Origin of the sequence: Solicola agrisoli, from assembly GCF_049059935.1 — a bacterium.
Classification (GTDB): domain Bacteria; phylum Actinomycetota; class Actinomycetes; order Propionibacteriales; family Nocardioidaceae; genus JAURVT01.
In genome coordinates this window covers 36929-56508 of record NZ_JBMGQR010000022.1, presented here as the reverse complement: position 1 = coordinate 56508, position 19580 = coordinate 36929, and the positions used below count along the sequence as shown (strand labels likewise).

22 protein-coding genes, 4 tRNA genes and 2 pseudogenes are annotated in these 19580 nt (G+C 73.4%); 22 read left to right on the top strand and 6 right to left on the bottom strand.

What is annotated here, in order from left to right; translation table 11 throughout:
- Positions 1-387: pseudogene (locus ACI6PP_RS10390) on the top strand (Bcr/CflA family drug resistance efflux transporter); the annotation flags it as partial.
- Between the two features lie 3 nt (positions 388-390).
- On the opposite strand, the gene ACI6PP_RS10385 reads toward ACI6PP_RS10390, so the two are convergent.
- The gene (locus tag ACI6PP_RS10385) at positions 391-1254 is read right to left on the bottom strand and encodes an aldo/keto reductase (RefSeq protein ID WP_421111390.1); all 864 of its coding nucleotides are present in this window, start codon (positions 1252-1254) and stop codon (positions 391-393) included.
- A gap of 105 nt (positions 1255-1359) precedes the next feature.
- Positions 1360-2580: a Fic family protein gene (locus ACI6PP_RS10380; protein WP_421111388.1), complete on the bottom strand. Its 1221-nt coding sequence runs from the start codon at positions 2578-2580 to the stop codon at positions 1360-1362.
- Between the two features lie 117 nt (positions 2581-2697).
- Here ACI6PP_RS10380 and ACI6PP_RS10375 point away from each other — a divergent pair, with 117 nt between their 5' ends.
- From ACI6PP_RS10375 to ACI6PP_RS10330, 10 genes and pseudogenes are all read left to right on the top strand, one after another.
- The gene (locus ACI6PP_RS10375; RefSeq protein ID WP_421111387.1) at positions 2698-3066 is read left to right on the top strand and encodes an NADH-quinone oxidoreductase subunit A; all 369 of its coding nucleotides are present in this window, start codon (positions 2698-2700) and stop codon (positions 3064-3066) included.
- Positions 3057-3641 carry an NADH-quinone oxidoreductase subunit B gene (locus ACI6PP_RS10370; RefSeq protein ID WP_476712932.1) on the top strand — a complete coding sequence of 195 codons (585 nt, stop codon included), beginning with the start codon at positions 3057-3059 and terminating at the stop codon, positions 3639-3641. Before ACI6PP_RS10375 ends, ACI6PP_RS10370 begins: the two co-directional genes overlap by 10 nt.
- Complete coding sequence (locus ACI6PP_RS10365; RefSeq protein WP_421111385.1) at positions 3638-4423, top strand: NADH-quinone oxidoreductase subunit C; 786 nt, start codon at positions 3638-3640, stop codon at positions 4421-4423. The genes ACI6PP_RS10370 and ACI6PP_RS10365 overlap by 4 nt, the downstream gene beginning before the upstream one ends.
- A complete protein-coding gene (gene nuoH, locus ACI6PP_RS10360; protein ID WP_421111383.1) occupies positions 4416-5378 on the top strand; it encodes an NADH-quinone oxidoreductase subunit NuoH in 963 nt (320 codons plus the stop codon). Before ACI6PP_RS10365 ends, nuoH begins: the two co-directional genes overlap by 8 nt.
- A 119-nt stretch (positions 5379-5497) precedes the next feature.
- Positions 5498-5725, top strand: a pseudogene (locus ACI6PP_RS10355) (4Fe-4S binding protein); the annotation flags it as partial.
- 209 nt (positions 5726-5934) lie between these two features.
- Entirely contained in the window at positions 5935-6465 is a 531-nt protein-coding gene (locus tag ACI6PP_RS10350; protein ID WP_421111381.1) for an NADH-quinone oxidoreductase subunit J family protein, read from the top strand.
- The gene (nuoK, locus tag ACI6PP_RS10345) at positions 6465-6773 is read left to right on the top strand and encodes an NADH-quinone oxidoreductase subunit NuoK (RefSeq protein ID WP_421111379.1); all 309 of its coding nucleotides are present in this window, start codon (positions 6465-6467) and stop codon (positions 6771-6773) included. The genes ACI6PP_RS10350 and nuoK overlap by 1 nt, the downstream gene beginning before the upstream one ends.
- Entirely contained in the window at positions 6770-8512 is a 1743-nt protein-coding gene (locus ACI6PP_RS10340) for an NADH-quinone oxidoreductase subunit 5 family protein (protein WP_421111378.1), read from the top strand. The genes nuoK and ACI6PP_RS10340 overlap by 4 nt, the downstream gene beginning before the upstream one ends.
- A complete protein-coding gene (locus ACI6PP_RS10335; RefSeq protein WP_421111376.1) occupies positions 8509-10002 on the top strand; it encodes a complex I subunit 4 family protein in 1494 nt (497 codons plus the stop codon). The genes ACI6PP_RS10340 and ACI6PP_RS10335 overlap by 4 nt, the downstream gene beginning before the upstream one ends.
- Positions 9999-11411, top strand: a complete 1413-nt coding sequence (locus ACI6PP_RS10330) for an NADH-quinone oxidoreductase subunit N (RefSeq protein WP_421111375.1) — start codon at positions 9999-10001, stop codon at positions 11409-11411. The genes ACI6PP_RS10335 and ACI6PP_RS10330 overlap by 4 nt, the downstream gene beginning before the upstream one ends.
- Positions 11412-11660: 249 nt before the next feature.
- Here the strand turns inward: ACI6PP_RS10330 and ACI6PP_RS10325 are convergent, their stop codons facing one another.
- Positions 11661-12155 (bottom strand): YajQ family cyclic di-GMP-binding protein, encoded by a 495-nt coding sequence (locus ACI6PP_RS10325; RefSeq protein ID WP_421111374.1) that lies wholly within the window; start codon positions 12153-12155, stop codon positions 11661-11663.
- Positions 12156-12259: 104 nt separating this feature from the next.
- Between ACI6PP_RS10325 and ACI6PP_RS10320 the strand changes: the two genes are divergently transcribed.
- The 9 genes from ACI6PP_RS10320 (at position 12260) to ACI6PP_RS10280 (ending at position 16877) form a co-directional block, all read left to right on the top strand.
- A tRNA-Tyr gene (locus tag ACI6PP_RS10320) sits at positions 12260-12341 on the top strand.
- Between the two features lie 86 nt (positions 12342-12427).
- On the top strand, positions 12428-13357 hold the full coding sequence (locus ACI6PP_RS10315) for an NADP-dependent oxidoreductase (RefSeq protein WP_421111372.1): 930 nt from the start codon (positions 12428-12430) through the stop codon (positions 13355-13357).
- Positions 13358-13400: 43 nt separating this feature from the next.
- On the top strand, positions 13401-14456 hold the full coding sequence (locus ACI6PP_RS10310) for a quinone-dependent dihydroorotate dehydrogenase (RefSeq protein WP_421111371.1): 1056 nt from the start codon (positions 13401-13403) through the stop codon (positions 14454-14456).
- A 47-nt stretch (positions 14457-14503) separates the two neighbouring features.
- Positions 14504-14576 (top strand) — tRNA-Thr (locus ACI6PP_RS10305).
- 33 nt (positions 14577-14609) lie between these two features.
- Positions 14610-14686 (top strand) — tRNA-Met (locus ACI6PP_RS10300).
- Positions 14687-14785: 99 nt separating this feature from the next.
- Positions 14786-14956: a 50S ribosomal protein L33 gene (gene rpmG / locus ACI6PP_RS10295; RefSeq protein WP_421111369.1), complete on the top strand. Its 171-nt coding sequence runs from the start codon at positions 14786-14788 to the stop codon at positions 14954-14956.
- Positions 14957-15020: 64 nt separating this feature from the next.
- Entirely contained in the window at positions 15021-15443 is a 423-nt protein-coding gene (locus tag ACI6PP_RS10290; protein ID WP_421111367.1) for an FAS1-like dehydratase domain-containing protein, read from the top strand.
- Positions 15440-15847 (top strand): MaoC/PaaZ C-terminal domain-containing protein, encoded by a 408-nt coding sequence (locus ACI6PP_RS10285; RefSeq protein WP_421111366.1) that lies wholly within the window; start codon positions 15440-15442, stop codon positions 15845-15847. The genes ACI6PP_RS10290 and ACI6PP_RS10285 overlap by 4 nt, the downstream gene beginning before the upstream one ends.
- Positions 15840-16877, top strand: coding sequence for a UDP-N-acetylmuramate dehydrogenase (locus ACI6PP_RS10280; RefSeq protein ID WP_421111364.1), 1038 nt, complete (start codon positions 15840-15842; stop codon positions 16875-16877). The genes ACI6PP_RS10285 and ACI6PP_RS10280 overlap by 8 nt, the downstream gene beginning before the upstream one ends.
- Here the strand turns inward: ACI6PP_RS10280 and ACI6PP_RS10275 are convergent, their stop codons facing one another.
- The 3 genes from ACI6PP_RS10275 to ACI6PP_RS10265 are packed head-to-tail and all read right to left on the bottom strand — an operon-like array spanning position 16878 to position 19025.
- The gene (locus tag ACI6PP_RS10275) at positions 16878-17423 is read right to left on the bottom strand and encodes a DUF4190 domain-containing protein (RefSeq protein WP_421111362.1); all 546 of its coding nucleotides are present in this window, start codon (positions 17421-17423) and stop codon (positions 16878-16880) included.
- The gene (locus tag ACI6PP_RS10270) at positions 17420-17944 is read right to left on the bottom strand and encodes a hypothetical protein (RefSeq protein ID WP_421111361.1); all 525 of its coding nucleotides are present in this window, start codon (positions 17942-17944) and stop codon (positions 17420-17422) included. The genes ACI6PP_RS10275 and ACI6PP_RS10270 overlap by 4 nt, the downstream gene beginning before the upstream one ends.
- Positions 17945-17948: 4 nt before the next feature.
- Positions 17949-19025, bottom strand: coding sequence for an adenosine deaminase (locus ACI6PP_RS10265; RefSeq protein ID WP_421111359.1), 1077 nt, complete (start codon positions 19023-19025; stop codon positions 17949-17951).
- A 184-nt stretch (positions 19026-19209) separates the two neighbouring features.
- On the opposite strand from ACI6PP_RS10265, the gene ACI6PP_RS10260 reads away from it, so the two are divergent.
- Both ACI6PP_RS10260 and secE read left to right on the top strand, forming a co-directional pair.
- Positions 19210-19282, top strand: a tRNA-Trp gene (locus ACI6PP_RS10260).
- Positions 19283-19345: 63 nt separating this feature from the next.
- Positions 19346-19579 carry a preprotein translocase subunit SecE gene (gene secE / locus ACI6PP_RS10255; RefSeq protein WP_421111358.1) on the top strand — a complete coding sequence of 78 codons (234 nt, stop codon included), beginning with the start codon at positions 19346-19348 and terminating at the stop codon, positions 19577-19579.
- Position 19580 lies beyond the last annotated feature (1 nt).

The window sequence follows — 19580 nt, the reverse complement described above, 5'->3', positions numbered from 1 at the left end:
CGGTTCACGCCGCTGCAGATCCTGTCGTGGTCGACGATCGCGGGCGTGGCCGCCGGCGTCGCGCTCGTCGCGGTGACGCTCAGCGGGTCCGGCTCGGTCGTGCTGCTGATGCTCCCGCTCGCGGTGGTGATGGCCGCGGTGTCGCTCGCCATGCCCAACACGCCCGCGCTCGCCCTCTCCCGCCACGGCGAGGTCGCCGGCACCGCCGCTGCGCTCCTCGGCACCGTCCAGTTCGGCGTGGGCGCGCTCGTGGCGCCCCTCGTCGGGGCCTTCGGCGAGGGCACCGCCGTGCCGATGGCGGCCGTCATCCTGGCCGTCACCGCACTCGGCGCGGTCCTCACCTGGGCGGTCGTCCGACCCGCGACGAGGCGCGCCGAGGCGGCCTGACCGTCAGGCCGACAGCCGGGCGGTCTGGTCGGCGCTGAGCGTCAGCCGCGTGGCCTGCGCCGACGACTCGATCGACGCCGGGCGGCTCGCGCCCGGGATGGGGATGACGTTCGGCGACAGGCCGAGCAGCCAGGCCAGGGCCACCTGCTGCGGCGAGACGTCGAGCTCGGCGGCGACGGAGGCGAACGCGTCGTGCTCGGCACCCAGCTCGGCGGCCTTGCCGGTGCCGCCGAGCGGGCTCCACGGCAGGAACGCGAGCCCGAGCTCGGCGCACACGTCGACCTCGGGCAGGCTCGAGCGGAAGCGCGGGCTCAGCTCGTTCTGGACGCTGACGAGCGCGTCGCCGACGATCTCGCGGGCCTGACGGATCTGCTCGGGGTTCGCGTTGGAGATGCCGACGCGCTGCACCAGCCCGGCGTCGACGAGCGCGCGCAGCCCGCCCATCGTCTCGGCGTACGGGACGGCGGGGTCGGGCCGGTGGTGCTGGTACAGGCCGATGCCGTCGGTGCCGAGACGTCGCAGCGACGCCTCGCAGGCCGAGCGGAGGTAGTCGGGGTGGCCGTCGAGGTTCCACTCGGCGCCGTCGCGCGTGTGGCCGCCCTTGGTGGCCACGACGACGCCGGAGGTGTCGCCGCCGTACGACCGGAGCGCCGAGGCGATCACCTCCTCGTTGTGGCCGAGGCGGCCGTCGGGGGAGTAGGCGTCGGCGGTGTCGATCAGTGTGACGCCGGCGTCGAGGGCCGCGTGCACGACCTGCTCGGCCTGCTCGGGGCCGGGCTCGCCCGGCTTCATCGACAGCGGCATCGCGCCGAGGCCGATCGCGCTGACGGTGAGGTCGCCGATGGTGCGGGTGGGGAGGTCGGTCATGCCCTCGACGCTACCGGCGCGCCCCTCCCGTCCGCGATCTGAAGCCTTGTGGTCCTCATACAGGTCAGATGACCACCCCAAGGCTTCGGATCGCGGACGGGAGGGTCAGCCGGAGCGGCGACGGCGGCCGGCACGGCGGGCGAAGGCGTCGAGGGCGTCCACGACCTCGGGGGCCTGCCAGACGCGGTTGCGGGTCTGCTTCTTGACCAGGGTCATGATGCCGACCTCCGTGAGGTGGTCGATCGCTGCCAGCGCGGTCGGGACGCTGACCTCGAGCTTCTCTGCGACGAAACCGGCGGTGACGGCTGGTTGGGCGAGCAGTGCCTCAGCCAGCCCCCAGGCGGCGGCGGTCCGCCGAGCGGTGATCCGTTCGGACCAGGCACCCCGGACGATCTCGAGATCGGTCAGGAGACGCTCCCCGTTGCCGATCGCCTCGAAGGACGCCTCGGCGAACTGTTGGACGATCGGGTTGACGTCCCCGTCGCGGTACGCGGCGAGGGCGTCGAAGTAGGCGCCGACGTCGGTGAGGAGGCCGGCGGACACGGGAACGGTGACGCGCTGGGTGATCTCCTTGTTCCGCAGCAGCGCGTGCACGAGAGCTCGCCCGGTGCGCCCGTTGCCGTCGGTGAACGGGTGGATGGTCTCGAACTGCGCGTGCGCGATGGCGGCCTGGATGAGCGGGGGGATGTCGTCGCGGTCCATGAACCGCGCGAGGTCGTCCAGCGCAGCGGGCACGCGCTCGTGCCGAGGTGGGACGAACTCGGCGTGGTGTGGACCGATCTGTCCTCCACCGATCCAGACCTGTTGGTCACGCAGCTTTCCGGCGCCCGGGTCGATGCCGTGGAGCAGGGCCCGGTGGGTGTCGAGGACCGCAGGCACCGTGAGGTCCTTGGCGAGTCCTGTGGCCGCGCGCATGGCCTCGACGTTGCGAGCCACGATCGTGGCGTTCCTGCTCACGGGCTCCTTGAGCACGGCCATCGCGAGCTGGCGTGCTCCCGCCGTGAGGTTCTCGATCTGCGAGCTGGAGGCCGATTCGGTTCGCAGCAGGACGGTGTCGATGGGGCCGAGCTCGCCACCCCCGAGTCGGTGCGAGGCGCGTTCGTCGAATCGGGTGATGTTCGTGGTCGCGTCGAGGGCGGCGGCTCGTGCCTCCCGGCTGGTGACCACCTCGCACTCGGCGATCAAGGGCGTGACCGCCGCGTCATAGGGCCCCTGGTGAAGTCGCCGCTGCGTGCGAGAGATCGGGATGTCGTGCTGGCTCTGCCAGGCCACGGACTCCCACGTCACGCTGGGCCAGCCCTCGACGGTGTGCGATTCCTTGACCATGGGATCACCTTATTAAAGGAAACGCGTCTTCCCTTTACCAAGGCGGCGGTGTGTTCAAGGAAAGGCGGGTGCGGCCGCTGACCCACTGGCCGGAGCGACGAGCCTAGACTGCCGCGCATGGGCGCGGGGTACCTCTGGTCGTACGCGAGCGTGGCCGTCGTCGGCCTGCTCGGCGTCGCGCTCGCCGCGGGGATGCTCGGCGTCAACCGGTTCCTGCGCCCGAGCCGTCCGGGCCGCGAGAAGCAGCTCACCTACGAGTCGGGCGTCGACCCCGTCGGCACGGGGTGGGCGCAGGGCAACGTCCGCTACTTCGTCTACGCCTACCTCTACGTGATCTTCGCCGTCGACGCGGTGTTCCTGTTCCCCTGGGCCACGGTCTTCACCACGATCGGGTGGGACGCGGCGGTCGAGATGGGCGTCTTCCTCGGCTTCATCGCGCTCGGCCTGGTCTACGCCTGGCGCAAGGGCGTGCTCACGTGGACCTAGACCGCCCCGTCGTCCGGCTGCCCGACCCGGTCTTCTCCGACCCCACCCTGGGCCCCGGCTCGGCGCTCGCGCCGCGTCCCGTGCGCTACCTGCTCAACTGGGGACGCCGCTACTCGCTCTGGGTGTTCAACTTCGGCCTCGCCTGCTGCGCGATCGAGTTCATCGCCAGCTCGATGTCGCGCCACGACTTCATCCGCCTCGGCGTCATCCCGTTCGCACCGGGGCCCCGCCAGGCCGACCTGATGGTCGTCTCGGGCACCGTCACCGACAAGATGGCGCCGGCGATCCAGCGGCTCTACGAGCAGATGCCCGAGCCCAAGTACGTCATCTCGTTCGGCTCGTGCGCCAACTCCGGCGGGCCCTACTGGGACTCCTACTGCGTCACCAAGGGCGTCGACCAGATCATCCCCGTCGACGTCTACGTGCCGGGGTGCCCGCCGCGTCCCGAGGCGCTGCTGCAGGGCATCGTCAAGCTCCAGGACCACATCGCCGGCGAGGACCTGTCGCAGCGGTACGCCCCGCGCGGTGCGACGTCGCTGCTGTCGCCGCGGGTCGACCCGCCCGAGGGACGATGACCGCGCCGACCGAGGCGCTCGACGTCGCCCGCGCCGCCGCCGGCGACCTCGCGGACGGGCTGCGCGTCGAGGACGGCTTCGGCCCCCCGACGCTGCATGTGCCCGCCGCCGTCTGGCGCACCGTCCTGCTCGCGCTGCGCGACCGAGTCGGCCTGTCGTACTTCGACTGGCTGAGCGCCGTCGACGAGCTCGACGCCGGCTTCACCGTGGTCTGCCACGTCGCCCGGCTCGGCGACCAGGGCGGCCTGCGGCACCTGCTCGTCGCCACGACGGTGCCGCGGGAGTCGCCGTCGCTCGACTCCCTGGTGCCGGTCTGGGAGGGCGCGGCCTGGCACGAGCGCGAGACGCACGAGATGTTCGGCATCGGCTTCGACGGCGGCGTCGCGCTGACCACGCTGCTGCTGCCCGAGCGCTTCGAGGGCCACCCGCTGCGCAAGGACTTCGTGCTCGCCTCGCGCGTCGCCAAGGCCTGGCCGGGAGCCAAGGAGCCGGGCGAGAGCGACGCCGACGTCGCCTCCGCCGGCTCGTCCCCGGGACGGCGCCGGCAGCGTCCCCCGGGCGTGCCCGAGCCCGAGGTGTGGGGGCCGCGCGAGCCCGGCAGCGACGCGCCCGACCCGCTCGCACCGGCCCGTGCGCCCGTCGCGGCGCAGCGACCCCGGCGCGGACGGACGGCCGCCGCGTCCACGGACGCCCCGCCCGGCACGCCAGCCCCGCGGGCCCGTCGCTCGCGCCGTCAGGCCGACGTCGCCCCGCCCCCGGCCGAGGGGGACGACGGTGCCTGAGGCGCTCGAGATCGTGCTGCGCGGGCTGGTGGTCCTCGGCGCCTTCCTCACGCTGCCGCTGCTGGTCGGGCAGGCCGAGCACAAGGTGATGGCGCACATGCAGTCGCGCCTGGGGCCGATGCACGCCGGCGGGTTCCACGGCTGGGCCCAGCTGGTCGCCGACGGCGTGAAGTTCGCGCAGAAGGAGGACGTCGTCCCGGCCGCGGCCGACCGCACCGTCTTCGCGCTCGCCCCGTCGCTGGCGCTCGTGCCGTACCTGGTGGTGATGGTCGCGATCCCGCTCGGCCCCGGCGTCGTCGGACGCGACCTCGACACCGGCCTGTTCTTCGTCCTCGCGGTGATGAGCCTCGGCGTGCTCGGCACCCTGATGGGCGGCTGGGCCAGCGCCAACAAGTACTCGCTGCTCGGTGGCATGCGCGTCGCGGCGCAGCTGATGAGCTACGAGCTGCCGTTCGTCCTGGCCGCCGCGTCGGTGGCGATGGCCGCGGGCACGCTGTCGCTGGTCGGCATCGTCGAGGCGTGGCAGCCGTGGTGGTTGCTGTGGCAGCTGCCCGGCGCGCTGGTGTTCCTCGTCGCCGGCCTGGCCGAGCTGCAGCGCCCGCCGTTCGACGCGCCGCTCGCCGACGCCGAGCTCGTCATGGGGCCGTTCACCGAGTACGGCGGCATGCGGTTCGCGATGTTCCTGCTCGCCGAGTACGCCGGCATCGTGGTCGTCGCCGCGCTCACGACGGTGCTGTTCCTCGGCGGGTGGAGGGGCCCGTTCGCGTCCGACCAGCTCGGTGTGGTCTGGTCGCTGCTCAAGATCGCGGTGGTCGCGTTCCTCGTCATCTGGGCCCGGGTGGCCTGGCCGAGGCTCCGCGAGGACCAGCTGAACTCCCTGGCCTGGAAGGTGCTCGTGCCCGTCACCCTGGTGCAGCTCGCGCTCACGACCGTCGTCGCCCTGGCCGTCGCATGAGGTGGCCCGGGCGCGGACTGGCCGCGGGCCTGAGGGTCACCTGGCGCTCGCTCACCCGTCGCGCGGTCACCCAGCAGTACCCGGACGTCGCGCCGGCCCTGCCCCCGCGCTCGCGCGGCGTGATCGCGCTGCAGGAGGAGAACTGCACGTCGTGCATGCTCTGCGCGCGCGAGTGCCCGGCGTGGTGCATCACCATCGACTCCCACCAGGAGGTCGAGCCGGCCACCACCGAGGGCGGCCGCGACCGCAGCCACAGCGTGCTCGACTCCTTCGACATCGACTTCTCGCTGTGCATGTACTGCAGCATCTGCATCGAGGTCTGCCCGTTCGACGCACTGCACTGGTCGCCGGAGTTCGAGTACGCCGAGACCGACATCCGCGACCTCACGCACGGCCGCGACCGGCTGCGCGAGTGGATGTGGACGGTGCCGCCGCCGCAGCCGCTCGACCCTCACGCCGCCGACCCCAAGGAGCTCGACGCCGCCCGCGCGGCGGTCGAGAAGGCGCGGGCCGCGGAGGCTCCGCCCACCGAGGCCCCTCCCGCCGAGGAGGGGCCGTGAGCGCCGTCCAGGTGGTGTTCCTGGTGCTCGCCGCGGTGTGCGTGTTCTCCGGGCTGCAGGCCGTCACCTGCGACCGTCTCGTGCACGCCGCGCTCTGGTTCGTGCTGACGCTCGGCGCCCTCGCCGGGACGTTCCTGCTGCTCGCCGCCGAGCTGCTCGCCTGGGTACAGGTGCTCGTGTACCTCGGCTCGGTGGTCGTCCTGCTCGTCTTCGCGCTGATGCTCACCCGTGCGCCCACCGGCCCCGGCTCGGCCACGCTCACCGGCAACCGCTGGGTGGCCGCCGTGTTGTCCGTCGCGACCAGCCTCGGCCTCGGCGTCCTGGGCTGGACGGGGTTCGCCGGCCAGCAGGTCGTCAGCCCCACCGTCGGGTCGCCGGAGGTGATCGGGCAGGCGCTGTTCACCCAGTGGGTGCTGCCGTTCGAGATCCTCAGCGTCGTGCTGCTCGCCGCGCTCGTCGGCGCGATCGCGCTCTCCACCGGGCAGCGCACGGCCGGTGACAGCGGCGCGTCGGACGGCGACGTCTGATGCCCCTCGCCTGGCCGCTGATCCTCTCGGCCGTGCTGTTCGGGATCGGCCTGTACGGGGTGCTCGCCCGCCGTCACGCGGTGCTGGTGCTGATCGGCGCCGAGATGATGCTCGCCGCCGTCACGCTCGACCTCGTCGCGTTCGACGCGTGGTGGGGCGAGCCGTCGCACTCGGGCCAGGTGCTCTCGCTGTTCGTCATCGCGATCGCCGCCGCCGAGATCGGCCTGGGCCTGGCGATCGTGCTCGTGCTGTTCCGGGCCACCGGCTCGGCCGACGTCGACGACGTCCCCGCGAGGGAGCCGCGGTGAGCACGGTCTCGGGCACCTCCACCGCGCGCGCCGGCGCCGCGGGGGTCGCCGCCAGCGCGGTCGTCTGGGTCCTGTCGCTGGTCGCCTGCGTCCCGTACCTGGGTGACGCGACGGGCCGCACCGACCTCTGGGTCACCGGCGGCGACCTGCTCGGCGTCGACGTCGCCACCCACCTCGACGGCCGCGCCGCGCCGGTCGTCCTGCTCGCGACGACGGTGGGCCTGCTCGTCCAGGTGTTCTCCACCGCGTACCTCGACGGCGACCCGCGCTACCGGTCGTACGCGGGGCTCGTCGTGCTGTTCACGCTCGCGATGGTGACGGTCGTGGTGGCCGACGACCTCCTCGTGCTCGTGGTCGGCTGGGAGGTGATGGGCATCTGCTCCTACCTGCTCATCGGCCACCACGTCGAGCTCGCGGCGGCCCGTCGCGGCGCGGTGGTGGCCTTCCTGACGACGCGCGTCGGCGACCTCGGGCTCATCGTCGGCGTCCTCGCAATCGGGGCCCACTACGACACCTACCGCGTCTCGGAGGTGCTGGCCCGGGTCGACGGGCCCGACCCCGTCGTCGTCGGCGCCGGTCTGCTGGTGCTGGTGGCGGTGCTGGCCAAGTCGGCGCAGCTGCCGTTCCAGGCCTGGCTGCCCGGCGCGATGCCCGGCCCGACGCCGGTCAGCGCGCTCGTCCACGCCGCCACGATGGTCGCCGCGGGCGTCTACGTCCTCGCGCGGCTGGAGCCGCTGGTGACGGCGTCGTCGGTGGTGCCCACGGTGCTCGCACTCGTCGCGTCGGCCACCATGCTCGGCGCCGCGCTGCTGGCGCTGGTGAGCGACGACCTCAAGCGGGTGCTCGCGTGGTCCACCGTCAGCCAGCTGGCCTACATGTTCGCCGCGATCGCCGTCGGCGACCCCGACGCGGCGACGGCCCACCTCGTCGCCCACGGCCTGTTCAAGGCCCTGCTGTTCCTCTCGGCGGGCTGCGTCGCGCACGCCGTCGGGTCGACCGCGCTGTCCGCGGCGGGTGGCCTGCGGCGTCGGCTCCCCGTCACCGCGTGGACGTCGGCCGTCGGCTTCGTCGCGCTCGCGGGCGTCGTGCCCACGTCGGGCTTCTTCACCAAGGACGCCGTGCTGGACGCGGGCCTCGGCGCGGTGGACGGCAGCGGGCCCGTCGCCGGATGGGTGGCGGTGGTCGTCGTGGCGGCGGGGCTCGCGACGGTCGTCGTCACCGCCGCCTACGCGCTGCGGACGTGGTGGCGCGTGTTCCTCGGCCCGGTGCCCGACGTCGCCACCGCCGGCCGCCGCGACGAGCCCGTCGCCATGTCGGCGCCGCTGGTGCTGCTCGCCGTGGGCGTCCTCGCGTACTCGCTGACGCAGGAGCCGCACCTGCTGACGGGCGTCGTCACGACCGTCCTCGTGCTGGCGGCGGTCGCCGTCACCGTGCCCGTCCTGCGCCGCGGCGCCGACCCGGCCGACCTGCTCGGCCCGGCGGCCCCCGCGCTGCGCACCGAGGGCGGATTCGAGCGGCTGAACGACGCGATCGGCGCGGGCGTCGGACGGGTCGCCGACGTCGTCGTGGCCCTGGACCACCAGGTCGTCGACGCCTACCCGCGCGGCGTCGCGGCGACCGCCCGTGCGGGCGCCCGGTTGTCCGACCGCGCCGTCACCGGCAACGTCCAGACCTACGCCACCGTGCTCGCCGCCGGGGTCGCGGTCGCCGTTCTCGTCATGGCGGTGGTCGTCCGGTGAGCCCGCTCGTCGCGGCGGTCCTGCTGCCGCTGCTGGTCGGCGGCGCGCTCGTGGTCGCCCGCACCCGCGTCGGCGGACGACCGGCGGCGGTGGCCGGCGTCGTCACCACGGCCGTCTCGGCGGTGCTGGTGCTGACGTCCTGGGCGGCACGCTCCGCCGACGCGCGGGCGGGCGAGGTCGACGTGCCCTGGATCGATGCGCTCGGTGCGCGCTGGCACCTCGGGATGGACGGCATCTCGCTGCCGTTCGTCCTGATGACGCTGCTGCTCGGGCTGCTGTGCTGCCTCAGCCTGGTCGACCACTGCCCCGACGGCGACGGCCCGCCGGGCGTGCTGGTCGGTCTGGTGCTGCTCGTCGTCGGCGCCGCGCTGGGCGTGTTCACCGCGCTCGACCTGCTGCTGTTCTTCGTGTTCTTCGAGCTCGCGCTGATCCCGATGTGGTTCGTCGTGGCGCGCTGGGGCGACGAGGCCGCGGGACGCCAGGCGGCCGCCACCCGGTTCCTCGTCTTCACCGTCACCGGCTCGGCGCTGATGCTGACCGGCTTCATCAGCGTCGCCCGGCTCGCCGGGTCGCTGCAGCTGACCGACCTGTCGGTGCTGCGGGTGCTCGTCACGGGCCCCGTGGGCGCGTTCGCGGCGCTGACGATCCTGCTCGGGCTCGCCGTCAAGACGCCGGTCTGGCCGCTGCACACCTGGCTGCCCGACGCCCACGCCGCCGCGCCCACCGTCGGCTCGGTGCTGCTCGCGGGCGTGTTCCTCAAGCTCGGCACGTACGGGCTGCTGCGCGTGTGGCTCGCGGTGGCGCCCGAGCCGGCCGCGCGGCTCGCGCCCTGGCTCGCGGCGTTCGGCGTCGTCGGCATCCTCTGGTCGTCCCTGGCGTGCCTGCGGCAGCACGACCTCAAGCGGCTGATCGCGTTCTCGAGCGTCGGCCACATGGGCTTCGTGGTGCTCGGCCTGTCGACGATGAGCGAGGTCGGCGTCGCCGCGGCCGTCCTCGGGAGCGTCGCGCACGGCGTCGTCACCGGGCTGCTGTTCTTCCTCGCCGGTGCGCTCAAGCGGCGGTACGGGTCGACGTCGTGGGACGCGATCGGCCGCGGCCTCTACCTGCGGACGCCCTGGACCGCGGGCGTCCTGGCGTTCGCCGCGATCGCCAGCCTCGGCCTGCCGGGACTGGCCGTGTTCTGGGGCGAGCTGCTCGCGCTGCGGGCGGCGTACGAGGTGGGCCCGGTGCTCGGGCGTCCGCTCGCGTGGACGCTGCTCGGTCTCGCCGCGCTGGGCGTCGTCCTCACGTCGGCCTACGTCGTGGCGATGCTGCGGCGCGTGCTGCAGGGCGTCCCGACCCCCGACGACCGCGACGCCGACCTGCAGGGCTCCGACGTGCCCGTGGTGGGCGTGCTCGTCGTGGCCACCGTCGCGCTCGGGCTCGCGCCCGGCCTGGTGCTCGGCGTCGTCGAGCCCGACCTGCTCGCGGTGCTGGGAGGTGTGCGGTGATCGACTGGCCCGACGTCCTGCCCGCGCTCGTCGTCGCCGGCGGCGGCATGCTCGCGCTGCTGCTCGACGCGTTCGGCACCCGTCGCTCGTGGCGACGCCCGGGGCTGGTGTCGTTCGCCGCGCTCGTGGTGGCCCTCGGCGTCGTCGTGTCGCCGGCTCGGCCCGACGGGCTCCAGCAGGCGCTGTGCGTCCTCGTGCTCGGCGGCACCCTGCTCGTCGTGCTCGGCGCGGCGGTCATGGAGCACGAGGACTCGATGCCACCGGGGGAGCTGCACTTCCTGCTGCTCGTGTCGGCGTCGGGCGCGGTGTCGATGGTGCTCGCCCAGGACCTCGCGACCCTCGTCGTCTCGCTCGAGCTGCTCTCGCTGCCGTCGATCGCGCTCGTCGGGCTGCGGCGCGGCGACGTCGACGCGGCCCGCGGCGCGTGGACGTTCTTCGTCGTCTCGGTGGTCTCGACCGCCGTGACGCTGCTGGGCATCGCGTTCGTCTACGGCGTCAGCGGCACCCTCGTGTACGACGAGCTCGCGCTGAGGCTGTCGGCGTCGCGGGCGCCGGAGGAGACCGTCGGCGCCGCGGTCGTGCTGACGGTCGTCGGGCTGCTGTTCAAGCTCGGCGCGGTGCCGCTGCACCTGTGGGTGCCCGCGACCTACCGCGGCGCGAGCGTGCCGGTCGCGGGCTACCTGTCGGTGGTGTCGAAGACCGGCGCCGCGGGCGCGCTGGTGCTCGTCCTGCCCGAGGCGTTCGGGCTGCAGGGTGACGCGTGGCGTCCCGTCGTCGCGGTGGCGGCCGCGCTGACCCTCGTCGTGGGCAACCTCGGCGCCTGGATGCAGGACGACGTCGTCGCGCTGCTCGCCTGGTCGTCGATCGCGCAGGCCGGGTTCGTGCTGGTGCCGATGGCCGTGCTGACCACCCCCGGGGTGTCGTCGGCTCCCGTGCGGTACCTGGCCGTCTACGGGCTGGCGAACCTCGTCGCGTTCGGGGTGGTGGGTCTGGTCCGGCGACGGTGGGGCGGGACGTCCTTCGACCACGTGACCGGACTGGTGCGCGTCGAGCCGTGGACCGGGGGAGCGCTGGTGCTCGCCCTGCTGACGCTGGCCGGCTTCCCGCCCGCGGTGGTCGGGCTGGTGGCCAAGTACGTGGTGCTCGAGCCGCTGCTCGACCCGCGCTTCGGCACGCCCTACGCCTGGCTCGCGGTGGTCGCCGTCGTCAACGTCGTGGTCGGGCTCGTGTACTACCTGCGGCTGATCGTCCGGGTGGTCGGGCCGGTGGGCACGGCCCTGGCCGGCAGCACCGTCAGCCCCTCACCGCCCCGCGCCGTCGTCGTCGCCCGCCTCGGCGTCCTGCTGCCCGCCGCCGTCCTCGTCGCGGCCTCCGTCCACCCCGACCTCCTCCTGTCCTGGATCCCCTGACGGTTTCCCAGGTATACCTGGGAAACTGCGCCAGCCACGGAGAACTTTCCGGGTATCGGGTCAGTTCTCCATGCCGAGTGGGGCGGATGTGCTGGGTGTGACGGCGACGAGGCGGGAGTCGGGTCGGCGGCCGCGTTCGTCCCAACCGTCACGGCAGCCCCACTTGGCCCGGGAATCTCGTCGGGACCATGGAAAGTTTCCCGTGCTGCCCGCAGTTTCCCAGGTATACCTGGGAAACTGCGGCCCCCATCAGCGGTAGTTGACGAACTGGACGGGGAAGTCGAGGTCGGCGCCCTTGACGAGGCCCTGGACGGCCTGGAGGTCGTCGCGCTTCTTGGACGTGACGCGCAGCTCGTCGCCCTGGATCTGGACCTTGACGCCCTTGGGGCCCTCGTCGCGGATGAGCTTGGAGACCTTCTTGGCCTGCTCCTGGGTGATGCCGTCGCTGAAGGTGCAGGAGATCTTGGTGTCCTTGCCCGACTGGCGGGGGTCGCCGGCCTCGAGCGACTTGAGCGACACGTCGCGCTTGATCAGCTTCTCCTTGAGCACCTCCAGGACGGCCAGGGCCCGCTCCTCGGCGTTGGCGGTGATCTCGACGCCGTCCTCGCCGCTCTTCTCGACCGACGCGCCGGTGTTCTTGAAGTCGTAGCGGGTGGACAGCTCGCGGGAGGCCTGGTTGATCGCGTTATCGACCTCCTGACGGTCCAGCTTGCTCACGATGTCGAACGAGGAGTCGGCGGCCATGGGGGTCCTCCAGAGGTGGGTCGGCGTGCGTCCGGGCGGGGGTTCGAGCGGACTCGGCCCCTACGCTATTGTTTCGTCCTGTCGCCCGCGGGCGACGACCCCCTGGCAGGTTGCCCGAGCGGCCAAAGGGAGCTGACTGTAAATCAGCCGGCACAGCCTACGCAGGTTCGAACCCTGCACCTGCCACGTCACGAGCCCGGTCCCCGGTGGGGGCCGGGCTCGAGCCGTGTCGGGGCAGGAATGCCCCGGCGCGCACCGCCGTTGGCCCAGGCATGCGTGCTTCCTACCTCGAGTCCTACGGTGACCCCCTCGACGTCGTGCGGGTCGGTGAGCAGCCCGACCCGATCGTCGGCCCCGACACCGTGCTGGTGCGCGTCCGCGCCGCCGGCGTCAACCCGGTCGACTGGAAGATCGTCGCCGGCTACCTCCAGGGCGCGATCCCGCACCACCTGCCGATGGTCCCGGGCTGGGACGTCGCCGGCGTCGTCGAGGCCGTCGGCCCCGCGGTGACGACGGTGCGCGCCGGCGACCGCGTGCTGGCCTACGACCGTCAGGACCACGTCCAGAACGGGACGTTCGCCGAGCTCGCCGCGGTGCCCGAGCGTGCGATCGCGACGATCCCCGACGGCGTCGACTTCACCACCGCCGGCGCACTCCCGCTCGCGGGCCTCACGGCCCTGCAGCTGCTCGACGCCCTCGAGGTGACGGCCGGCGACACCGTCCTGGTCCACGCGGCGGCCGGTGGCGTCGGCGGCTTCGCGAGCCAGCTCGCCCGCCTGCGCGGCGCGACCGTCGTGGGCACCGCGAGCGAGGGGAACCACGCGTTCCTGCGCGAGCGCGGCGTCACCCCGGTGACGTACGGCGACGGCCTCGTCGAGCGCGTCCGCGAGGTCGCCCCCGACGGTGTCGACGTGGTCGTCGACCTGGTCGGCGGCGAGGCCCTCGCCGCCACGCCGCAGCTGCTGGCCGACGGCGGGCGGGTCGCCTCGATCGTGGACGCCGACGTCGTGCACGACCTCGGCGGCACCTACGTCTTCGTCCGCGGCAACGGCGCCGAGCTGCAGTCGCTGGTCGACCTCGTCGCCTCGGGCGACCTCGCCGTCGAGGTGGCGCAGACCTTCGACCTCGAGCAGGCCGCCGAGGCCCTCGAGGCCAACAAGGAGGGCCACACCCGCGGCAAGGTCGTCGTCACGCACGGCTGACCTGCCGGGTCGGCGCGGCAGCGGCGGCCGATACCCTGCCGACGTGGCCTACCGCGTCCTGTTCGACCGTGTGCTGAGCCAGATGGACCCCGAGCGGGCCCACGAGCGGGCCTTCGCCGCGATCGCGCTGGCGGGCCGGACGCCCGGCGTCCGCGCCGCGTTGCAGGCGGCCACGTCCGCCCGCTCGCCGCGCCAGGTGATGGGGCTGACCTTCCCCAACGCGTTCGGTCTGGCCGCCGGCTTCGACAAGAACGCCGCCGCCGTGCCCGGCCTGCTCGCGCTCGGCTTCGGGCACGTCGAGATCGGCACCGTCACCGGACGTCCCCAGCCCGGCAACCCGCGTCCGCGCCTGTTCCGGCTGGTCGAGGACGACGCCGTGATCAACCGGATGGGCTTCAACAACGACGGCGCCGAGGTGGTCGGACGCCGGCTGGCCGCCCTGCGCGACTCCGGCCCGGCGGCCGACGCCGTGATCGGCGTCAACATCGGCAAGACCAAGGTCGTCGCGCCCGAGCACGCCGTCGCCGACTACGTGCTCAGCACCCGTCTGCTCGCACCCCACGCGAGCTACCTGGTGGTCAACGTCTCCTCGCCGAACACGCCGGGGCTGCGCGACCTGCAGGCCACCGCCGAGCTGCGACCCCTGCTCACCGCCGTGCGCGAGGCCGCCGACGGCGTGCGCACCACGCACCTGCCGCTCGTGGTCAAGATCGCGCCCGACCTCGCCGACGCCGACGTCGACGCCGTCGCCGACCTCGCACTCGAGCTGGGCCTGGACGGCATCAGCGCGGCCAACACCACCATCGCCCGTCCCGACCACCTCCGGACGCCCCGCGGCACCGTCGACGCGGCCGGCGCCGGCGGGCTGTCGGGCCCGGTGCTGGCGCCCCGCTCGGTCGAGGTGCTGCGCCGCCTGCGGGCCCGCGTGGGCGACCGGACGGCGCTCGTCTCGGTCGGGGGAGTGGTCACCGCGGACGACGCGCGGACGCGTCTGGCGGCGGGCGCCGACCTCGTCCAGGGGTACACCGGGTTCGTCTATGAGGGCCCGCTGTGGGCCTCGCGGATCAACCGCGGGCTCGCCCGTGACGCCGGGTCCTGACCCGATTTCGTCTGTGCTCCGGCGCCATGTATCTTTGTCGCTGGCTTGCCCCTTTAGCTCAGTCGGCAGAGCGTCTCCATGGTAAGGAGAAGGTCTACGGTTCGATTCCGTAAAGGGGCTCGGGGTCGCCGCACTCGCGTGCGGCGACCCAGTGGCGGGGTAGCTCAGGTGGTTAGAGCACACGGCTCATAATCGTGGTGTCGCGGGTTCGAGTCCCGCCCCCGCTACCACCACAGACCGTGACAGGCACAGAGCGTGTCAGCACAGACCAGTCGCCGCCAGGCGGCGACGCACGCACCACCCAAGACCAGAGGTAGAGGTAGAGCACCGTGGCCAGCAAGAGCTCCGACGTCCGTCCGAAGATCACCATGGCCTGCACCGTGTGCAAGGAGCGGAACTACATCACCAAGAAGAACCGTCGGAACAACCCCGACCGGCTCGACATGAAGAAGTTCTGCCCCCGCTGCGGCAACCACACCGACCACCGCGAGACCCGCTGACGCTGGGCCTCGCGCCCGCCGGTCCGTGGCGCCGACGACTACCCGAGTTGGTAGCGTCGGCGCCATGCCTGTTCCAGCCGACCTGGCCGGTCGTACCTTCCCGCCCACGGCGCCGTACGACGTCAGCGCCGCCAAGATCGCCGAGTTCTCCGCCGCGGTGGGCCAGCCCGCCGGCCCGGACGGCCAGGCACCCCCGACCTTCCCGATCGTGGTCGCCTTCGGCGCGATGACCGACCTGATGCGCGACCCCGAGGTCGGCATCAGCCTGCAGAACGTCGTCCACGCCGACCAGCGGTTCGAGATCACCCGCCCGGTCGTCCCGGGCGACGTGCTGGTCGCCGAGCTCACCGTCGACACCCTCCGCCAGCGCGGCGGCGCCGACTTCATCGGCACCCGCAGCGACGTCACCGACGCGTCCGGCGCGCACGTCTGCACCGCGTTCGCCACCCTCGTCCACCGCGCCCCCGAGCCCACGGACCTGCCATGACGCTGACCCCCGGTGCCGATCTCGGCCCCTCCCAGTTCCCGATCACCCGCGCCGACCTCGTCCGGTACGCCGGCGCCAGCGGCGACTTCAACCCCATCCACTGGTCCGAGCGCGTGGCCACCGACGTCGGCCTGCCCGGCGTGCTCGCCCACGGCATGTTCACGATGGCGCTCGCCGGTCGCGCCCTGTCGTCCTGGCTCGGCCCGGACGACCGTCTCGTCTCGTTCGGCGTGCGGTTCTCCAAGCCGGTCGTCGTGCCCGACGACGACGCCGGCGTGGCGCTCGAGGTCACCGGCGTGGCCACCGAGGGCGAGGACGGACGCGTGCGGGTCGACCTCACCGTCACCGTCGCCGGCGAGAAGGTGCTGGGCCAGGCCCGCGCCGAGGTCGCCACCGGTGCCTGACGCGCCCCCGCAGACCCTGGCCGACCTCACCACGCTGCGCGTCGGCGGGCCCGCCCGCTCGGTCGTGGTGGCCGACGACGCCGAGGCCCTGGTGCGCACCGTCGCCGACCTCGACGCCGCCGGCGAGCCCCTGCTCGTCGTCGGCGGGGGCAGCAACCTGCTCGTCGACGACTCCGGGTTCGACGGCACGGTCGTGCTCGTCCGCTCGCGCGGCGTCGCCGAGGAGGCCGACCTGTGCAGCGGCGCGCTCGTGGCCGTCCAGGCCGGCGAGCCGTGGGACGAGTTCGTCGCGCACACCGTGGCGCAGGGCTGGCAGGGCGTCGAGGCGCTCTCGGGCATCCCCGGGCTCGTGGGCGCGTCGCCGGTGCAGAACGTCGGCGCCTACGGCCAGGAGGTCGCGCAGACGATCGCGAGCGTCCGCACCTACGACCGTCACGACCGGCGGGTGCGCACGTTGGCGGCCGCCGACTGCGACTTCGGCTACCGGCACAGCCGTTTCAAGGCCGAGCCCGGCCGCTACGTGGTGCTGACGGTGAGCTTCCAGCTGGCGCTGGCCGACCTGTCCGGACCGGTCGCCTACGCCGAGCTGGCGCGCACCCTCGGCGTCGAGGTGGGTGAGCGCGCCCCCGCCCAGGACGTGCGCGACGCGGTGCTGCGCCTGCGTGCGGGCAAGGGCATGGTGCTCGACGCCGCCGACCACGACACCTGGAGCGCCGGCTCGTTCTTCACCAACCCGGTGCTCACCGCCGACGCCGCCGCCGACCTGCCCGCCGACGCGCCGCGCTTCCCCCAGCCCGACGGCACCGTCAAGACCAGTGCCGCGTGGCTGATCGACCGCGCGGGCTTCGAGCGCGGCCACGGCACCGGCGAGGCCACCCTGTCGACCAAGCACACGCTCGCGCTGACCAACCGCGGCCACGCCACCAGCGCCGACCTGCTCGCCCTGGCCCGCGAGGTGCGCGACGGCGTGCGTCGGCGGTACGGCGTCGACCTCGTCAACGAGCCGGTGCTCGTGGGGTGCGAGCTGTAGTCAGCGACCGAGCAGGCCCAGCAGCAGGCGCGCGCCGAGGTCGGGCTCGTCGCCGAAGGTGGGCGAGGGGTCGCTCGGCTCGAAGCCGCCGTTGGCCCCGATGACCACGAGCACGACCACGCCGACGACGGCGAGCACGAGCAGCACCGTGCCGACGACGCCGAGGATCCATCCGGCCAGGGCCATGCCGCGGCCCGTGTAGGCGCCGGGCTCGGAGCGGTCGATGAACCGCACGGCCCGGTGGCCGAACACCCAGGCCACGGGGGCGACGAGCACGGGCAGGAAGCAGACGAACCCGCCGGCGATCGCGATGATGCCCATCACGAGCGCGGCGACGGCTCCGGGCGCGTTGGGCGCCGGCGGGGGCGCGTAGCCCCAGCCCTGCTGCGGCGGTCCGTAGCCCGGCGGGGGACCGTACCCGGGCGGTGGTCCGTAGCCCGGCGGCGGGCCGTACCCGGGCGGAGGCCCGTAGCCGTACGACGGCGGCTGCTGGGGCGGGGTGCCCTGGCCGGCCGGGTCCTGCGGCGGGGTGCCCTGGTCGCTCACGGTGACGTCGAGCTCGCGCCCGCGACGATGGCGATGACGACGAAGAACGCGACCGCGAGGAGGCTCAGCCCGAGCAGGACGCTGCCGATGATGCCGCAGATCCAGCCGGCCTTGAGCTCGCCCTCGCCGGAGTAGCGGCCGGGGTTGGCGTTGACCTCCTTGAGCGCGCGTCCACCCATGACCCAGGCGAACGGCGAGGCGATCTGGCAGATGAGCAGGCCGAGGATGCCCACGACCAGCACCGTCGTGGCCTGCGGGTGCTTGGGCGGCGGGCCGTAGCCGTACCCCTGCTGCGCGTAGCCCTGCTGGCCGTACCCGCCCTGCGGGTAGGGCTGCTGCCCGTACCCCTGCTGGCCGTACTGCTGCTGTCCGTACCCCTGCTGGCCGTACGACTGCGGCGGCTGGCCCCACGACTGCGTGCCGCCCTGCCCGCTCTGCTGCTCCCAGTAGTCGGGGGAGGAGTCGCCCGACGGCGGCTGCTGGTCGTCGGGTCCCTGCCCGCTGGAGTCCGAGGTGCTCATGGGGTCACCCTCCCACGGTCGGGGGTCGGGAGGCGGGCACGTCGCCGGTGTCAGGCGGGTCCGCGTCGGGTGCGCTCGCGAGCCACGCGTCGACGCCGGCGAGGGCGGTCGCCTTGACGTCGTCGGGTGCGAAGGAGCCGCGCAACGAGGACGCGGCGAGGCCGGCCAGCTCGGCGTCGGAGAAGTCCTGGCTCGCCCGCAGGATCGAGTACTGGCCGGCCAGGCGGGTGCCGAAGAGCAGCGGGTCGTCGGCGCCGAGGCTCACCTGCACGCCGGCGTCCACGATCTGTCGCACCGGCACCTCCTGGTAGGTGTCGTAGACACCCAGGGCGACGTTCGACGCCGGGCACACCTCGAGCGTGACGCCGGCCTCGCGGACGGCCTCGAGCGTCGCGGGGTCCTCGACGCTGCGGACACCGTGGCCGAGGCGGTCGGCGTGCAGGTGCTGCAGGCAGGCCCGGACGTTGTCGGGCCCGCGCAGCTCGCCGCCGTGCGGGGTGCTGGCCAGGCCCGCGTGCCGCGCGATCTCGAACGCCCGCGCGAAGTCCTCGGTGGTGCCGCGCCGCTCGTCGTTCGACAGCCCGAACCCGACGACACCGCGTCCGACGTACTGCGCGGCCAGCCGCGCCAGCGTGCGCGCGTCCAGGGGGTGCCGCGTCCGGTTGGCGGCGATCACCACGCGCATGCCCAGCCCGGTGTCGCGCTCGGCCGAGGCGACCGCGTCGAGCACGAGGTCGGTGAACGCGGTGATCCCGCCGAAGCGCGCGCCGTACCCCGACGGGTCGACCTGGATCTCGGTCCACACCGAGCCGTCGGCGACGTCGTCCTCGGCCGCCTCCCGCACGAGCCGGCGCACGTCGTCCTCGGTGCGCAGGACCGAGCGGGCCACGTCGTACAGGCGCTGGAAGCGGAACCAGCCCTTCTCGTCGGTGGCCACCAGCTCGGGCGGCCACTCCTCGATCAGCGCCGCCGGGAGGGAGATCCCGTCCCGCTCGGCGAGCTCGAGGAGGGTCCCGTGGCGCATGGACCCGGTGAAGTGCAGGTGCAGATGGGCCTTGGGAAGCTCACGCACGGCTCTCACGCGACCATGGTGTCAGCCGTCGGGGCGCCGTCGACGCCGACCCGGGACGGCTTGCGGCGGTCTTGACGGGCCACGCACCTCGGTTCGACTCGCCGCCGCGCCCTCCCGTACACTTCGATGCTGGTGGATCCCCGCCCTTGATCGCCATGCCCTCGACGGTGTGCCGACCGGGACGGACCGCCGTAGGGCACTAGCTCAACTGGCAGAGCATCGGTCTCCAAAACCGAAGGTTGGGGGTTCAAGTCCCTCGTGCCCTGCAAGACCACATCAGCACCGACCAGATCAGCATCCAGCACTGCGACCAGAGGAAGGCGTCACCGGTGACCGACACCTCGTCCCGCACCAAGGGCGGCCAGGAGCCCCGCGGCAAGCGGACCCCGCCGCTGACGTTCTACCGCCAGGTCGTGGCCGAGCTCCGCAAGGTCGTCTGGCCGACGCGCGATCAGGTCGTCACGTACTTCTTCGTGGTGCTCGTGTTCGTGCTGGTGATGATGGCGATCGTGGCGGGCCTGGACTACGGGTTCGGCCAGCTGATCTTCAAGATCTTCGCCTGAC

Coding starts and splice junctions, on each gene's coding strand:
- ACI6PP_RS10270 (WP_421111361.1), bottom strand. CDS start 17,944: ATGAGCACCTCGGACTCCAGCGGGCAGGGACCCGACGACCAGCAGCCG.
- nuoK (WP_421111379.1), top strand. CDS start 6,465: ATGCCCCTCGCCTGGCCGCTGATCCTCTCGGCCGTGCTGTTCGGGATC.
- ACI6PP_RS10315 (WP_421111372.1), top strand. CDS start 12,428: ATGCGTGCTTCCTACCTCGAGTCCTACGGTGACCCCCTCGACGTCGTG.
- ACI6PP_RS10325 (WP_421111374.1), bottom strand. CDS start 12,155: ATGGCCGCCGACTCCTCGTTCGACATCGTGAGCAAGCTGGACCGTCAG.
- ACI6PP_RS10380 (WP_421111388.1), bottom strand. CDS start 2,580: ATGGTCAAGGAATCGCACACCGTCGAGGGCTGGCCCAGCGTGACGTGG.
- ACI6PP_RS10290 (WP_421111367.1), top strand. CDS start 15,021: ATGCCTGTTCCAGCCGACCTGGCCGGTCGTACCTTCCCGCCCACGGCG.
- ACI6PP_RS10365 (WP_421111385.1), top strand. CDS start 3,638: ATGACCGCGCCGACCGAGGCGCTCGACGTCGCCCGCGCCGCCGCCGGC.
- ACI6PP_RS10285 (WP_421111366.1), top strand. CDS start 15,440: ATGACGCTGACCCCCGGTGCCGATCTCGGCCCCTCCCAGTTCCCGATC.
- ACI6PP_RS10375 (WP_421111387.1), top strand. CDS start 2,698: ATGGGCGCGGGGTACCTCTGGTCGTACGCGAGCGTGGCCGTCGTCGGC.
- ACI6PP_RS10385 (WP_421111390.1), bottom strand. CDS start 1,254: ATGACCGACCTCCCCACCCGCACCATCGGCGACCTCACCGTCAGCGCG.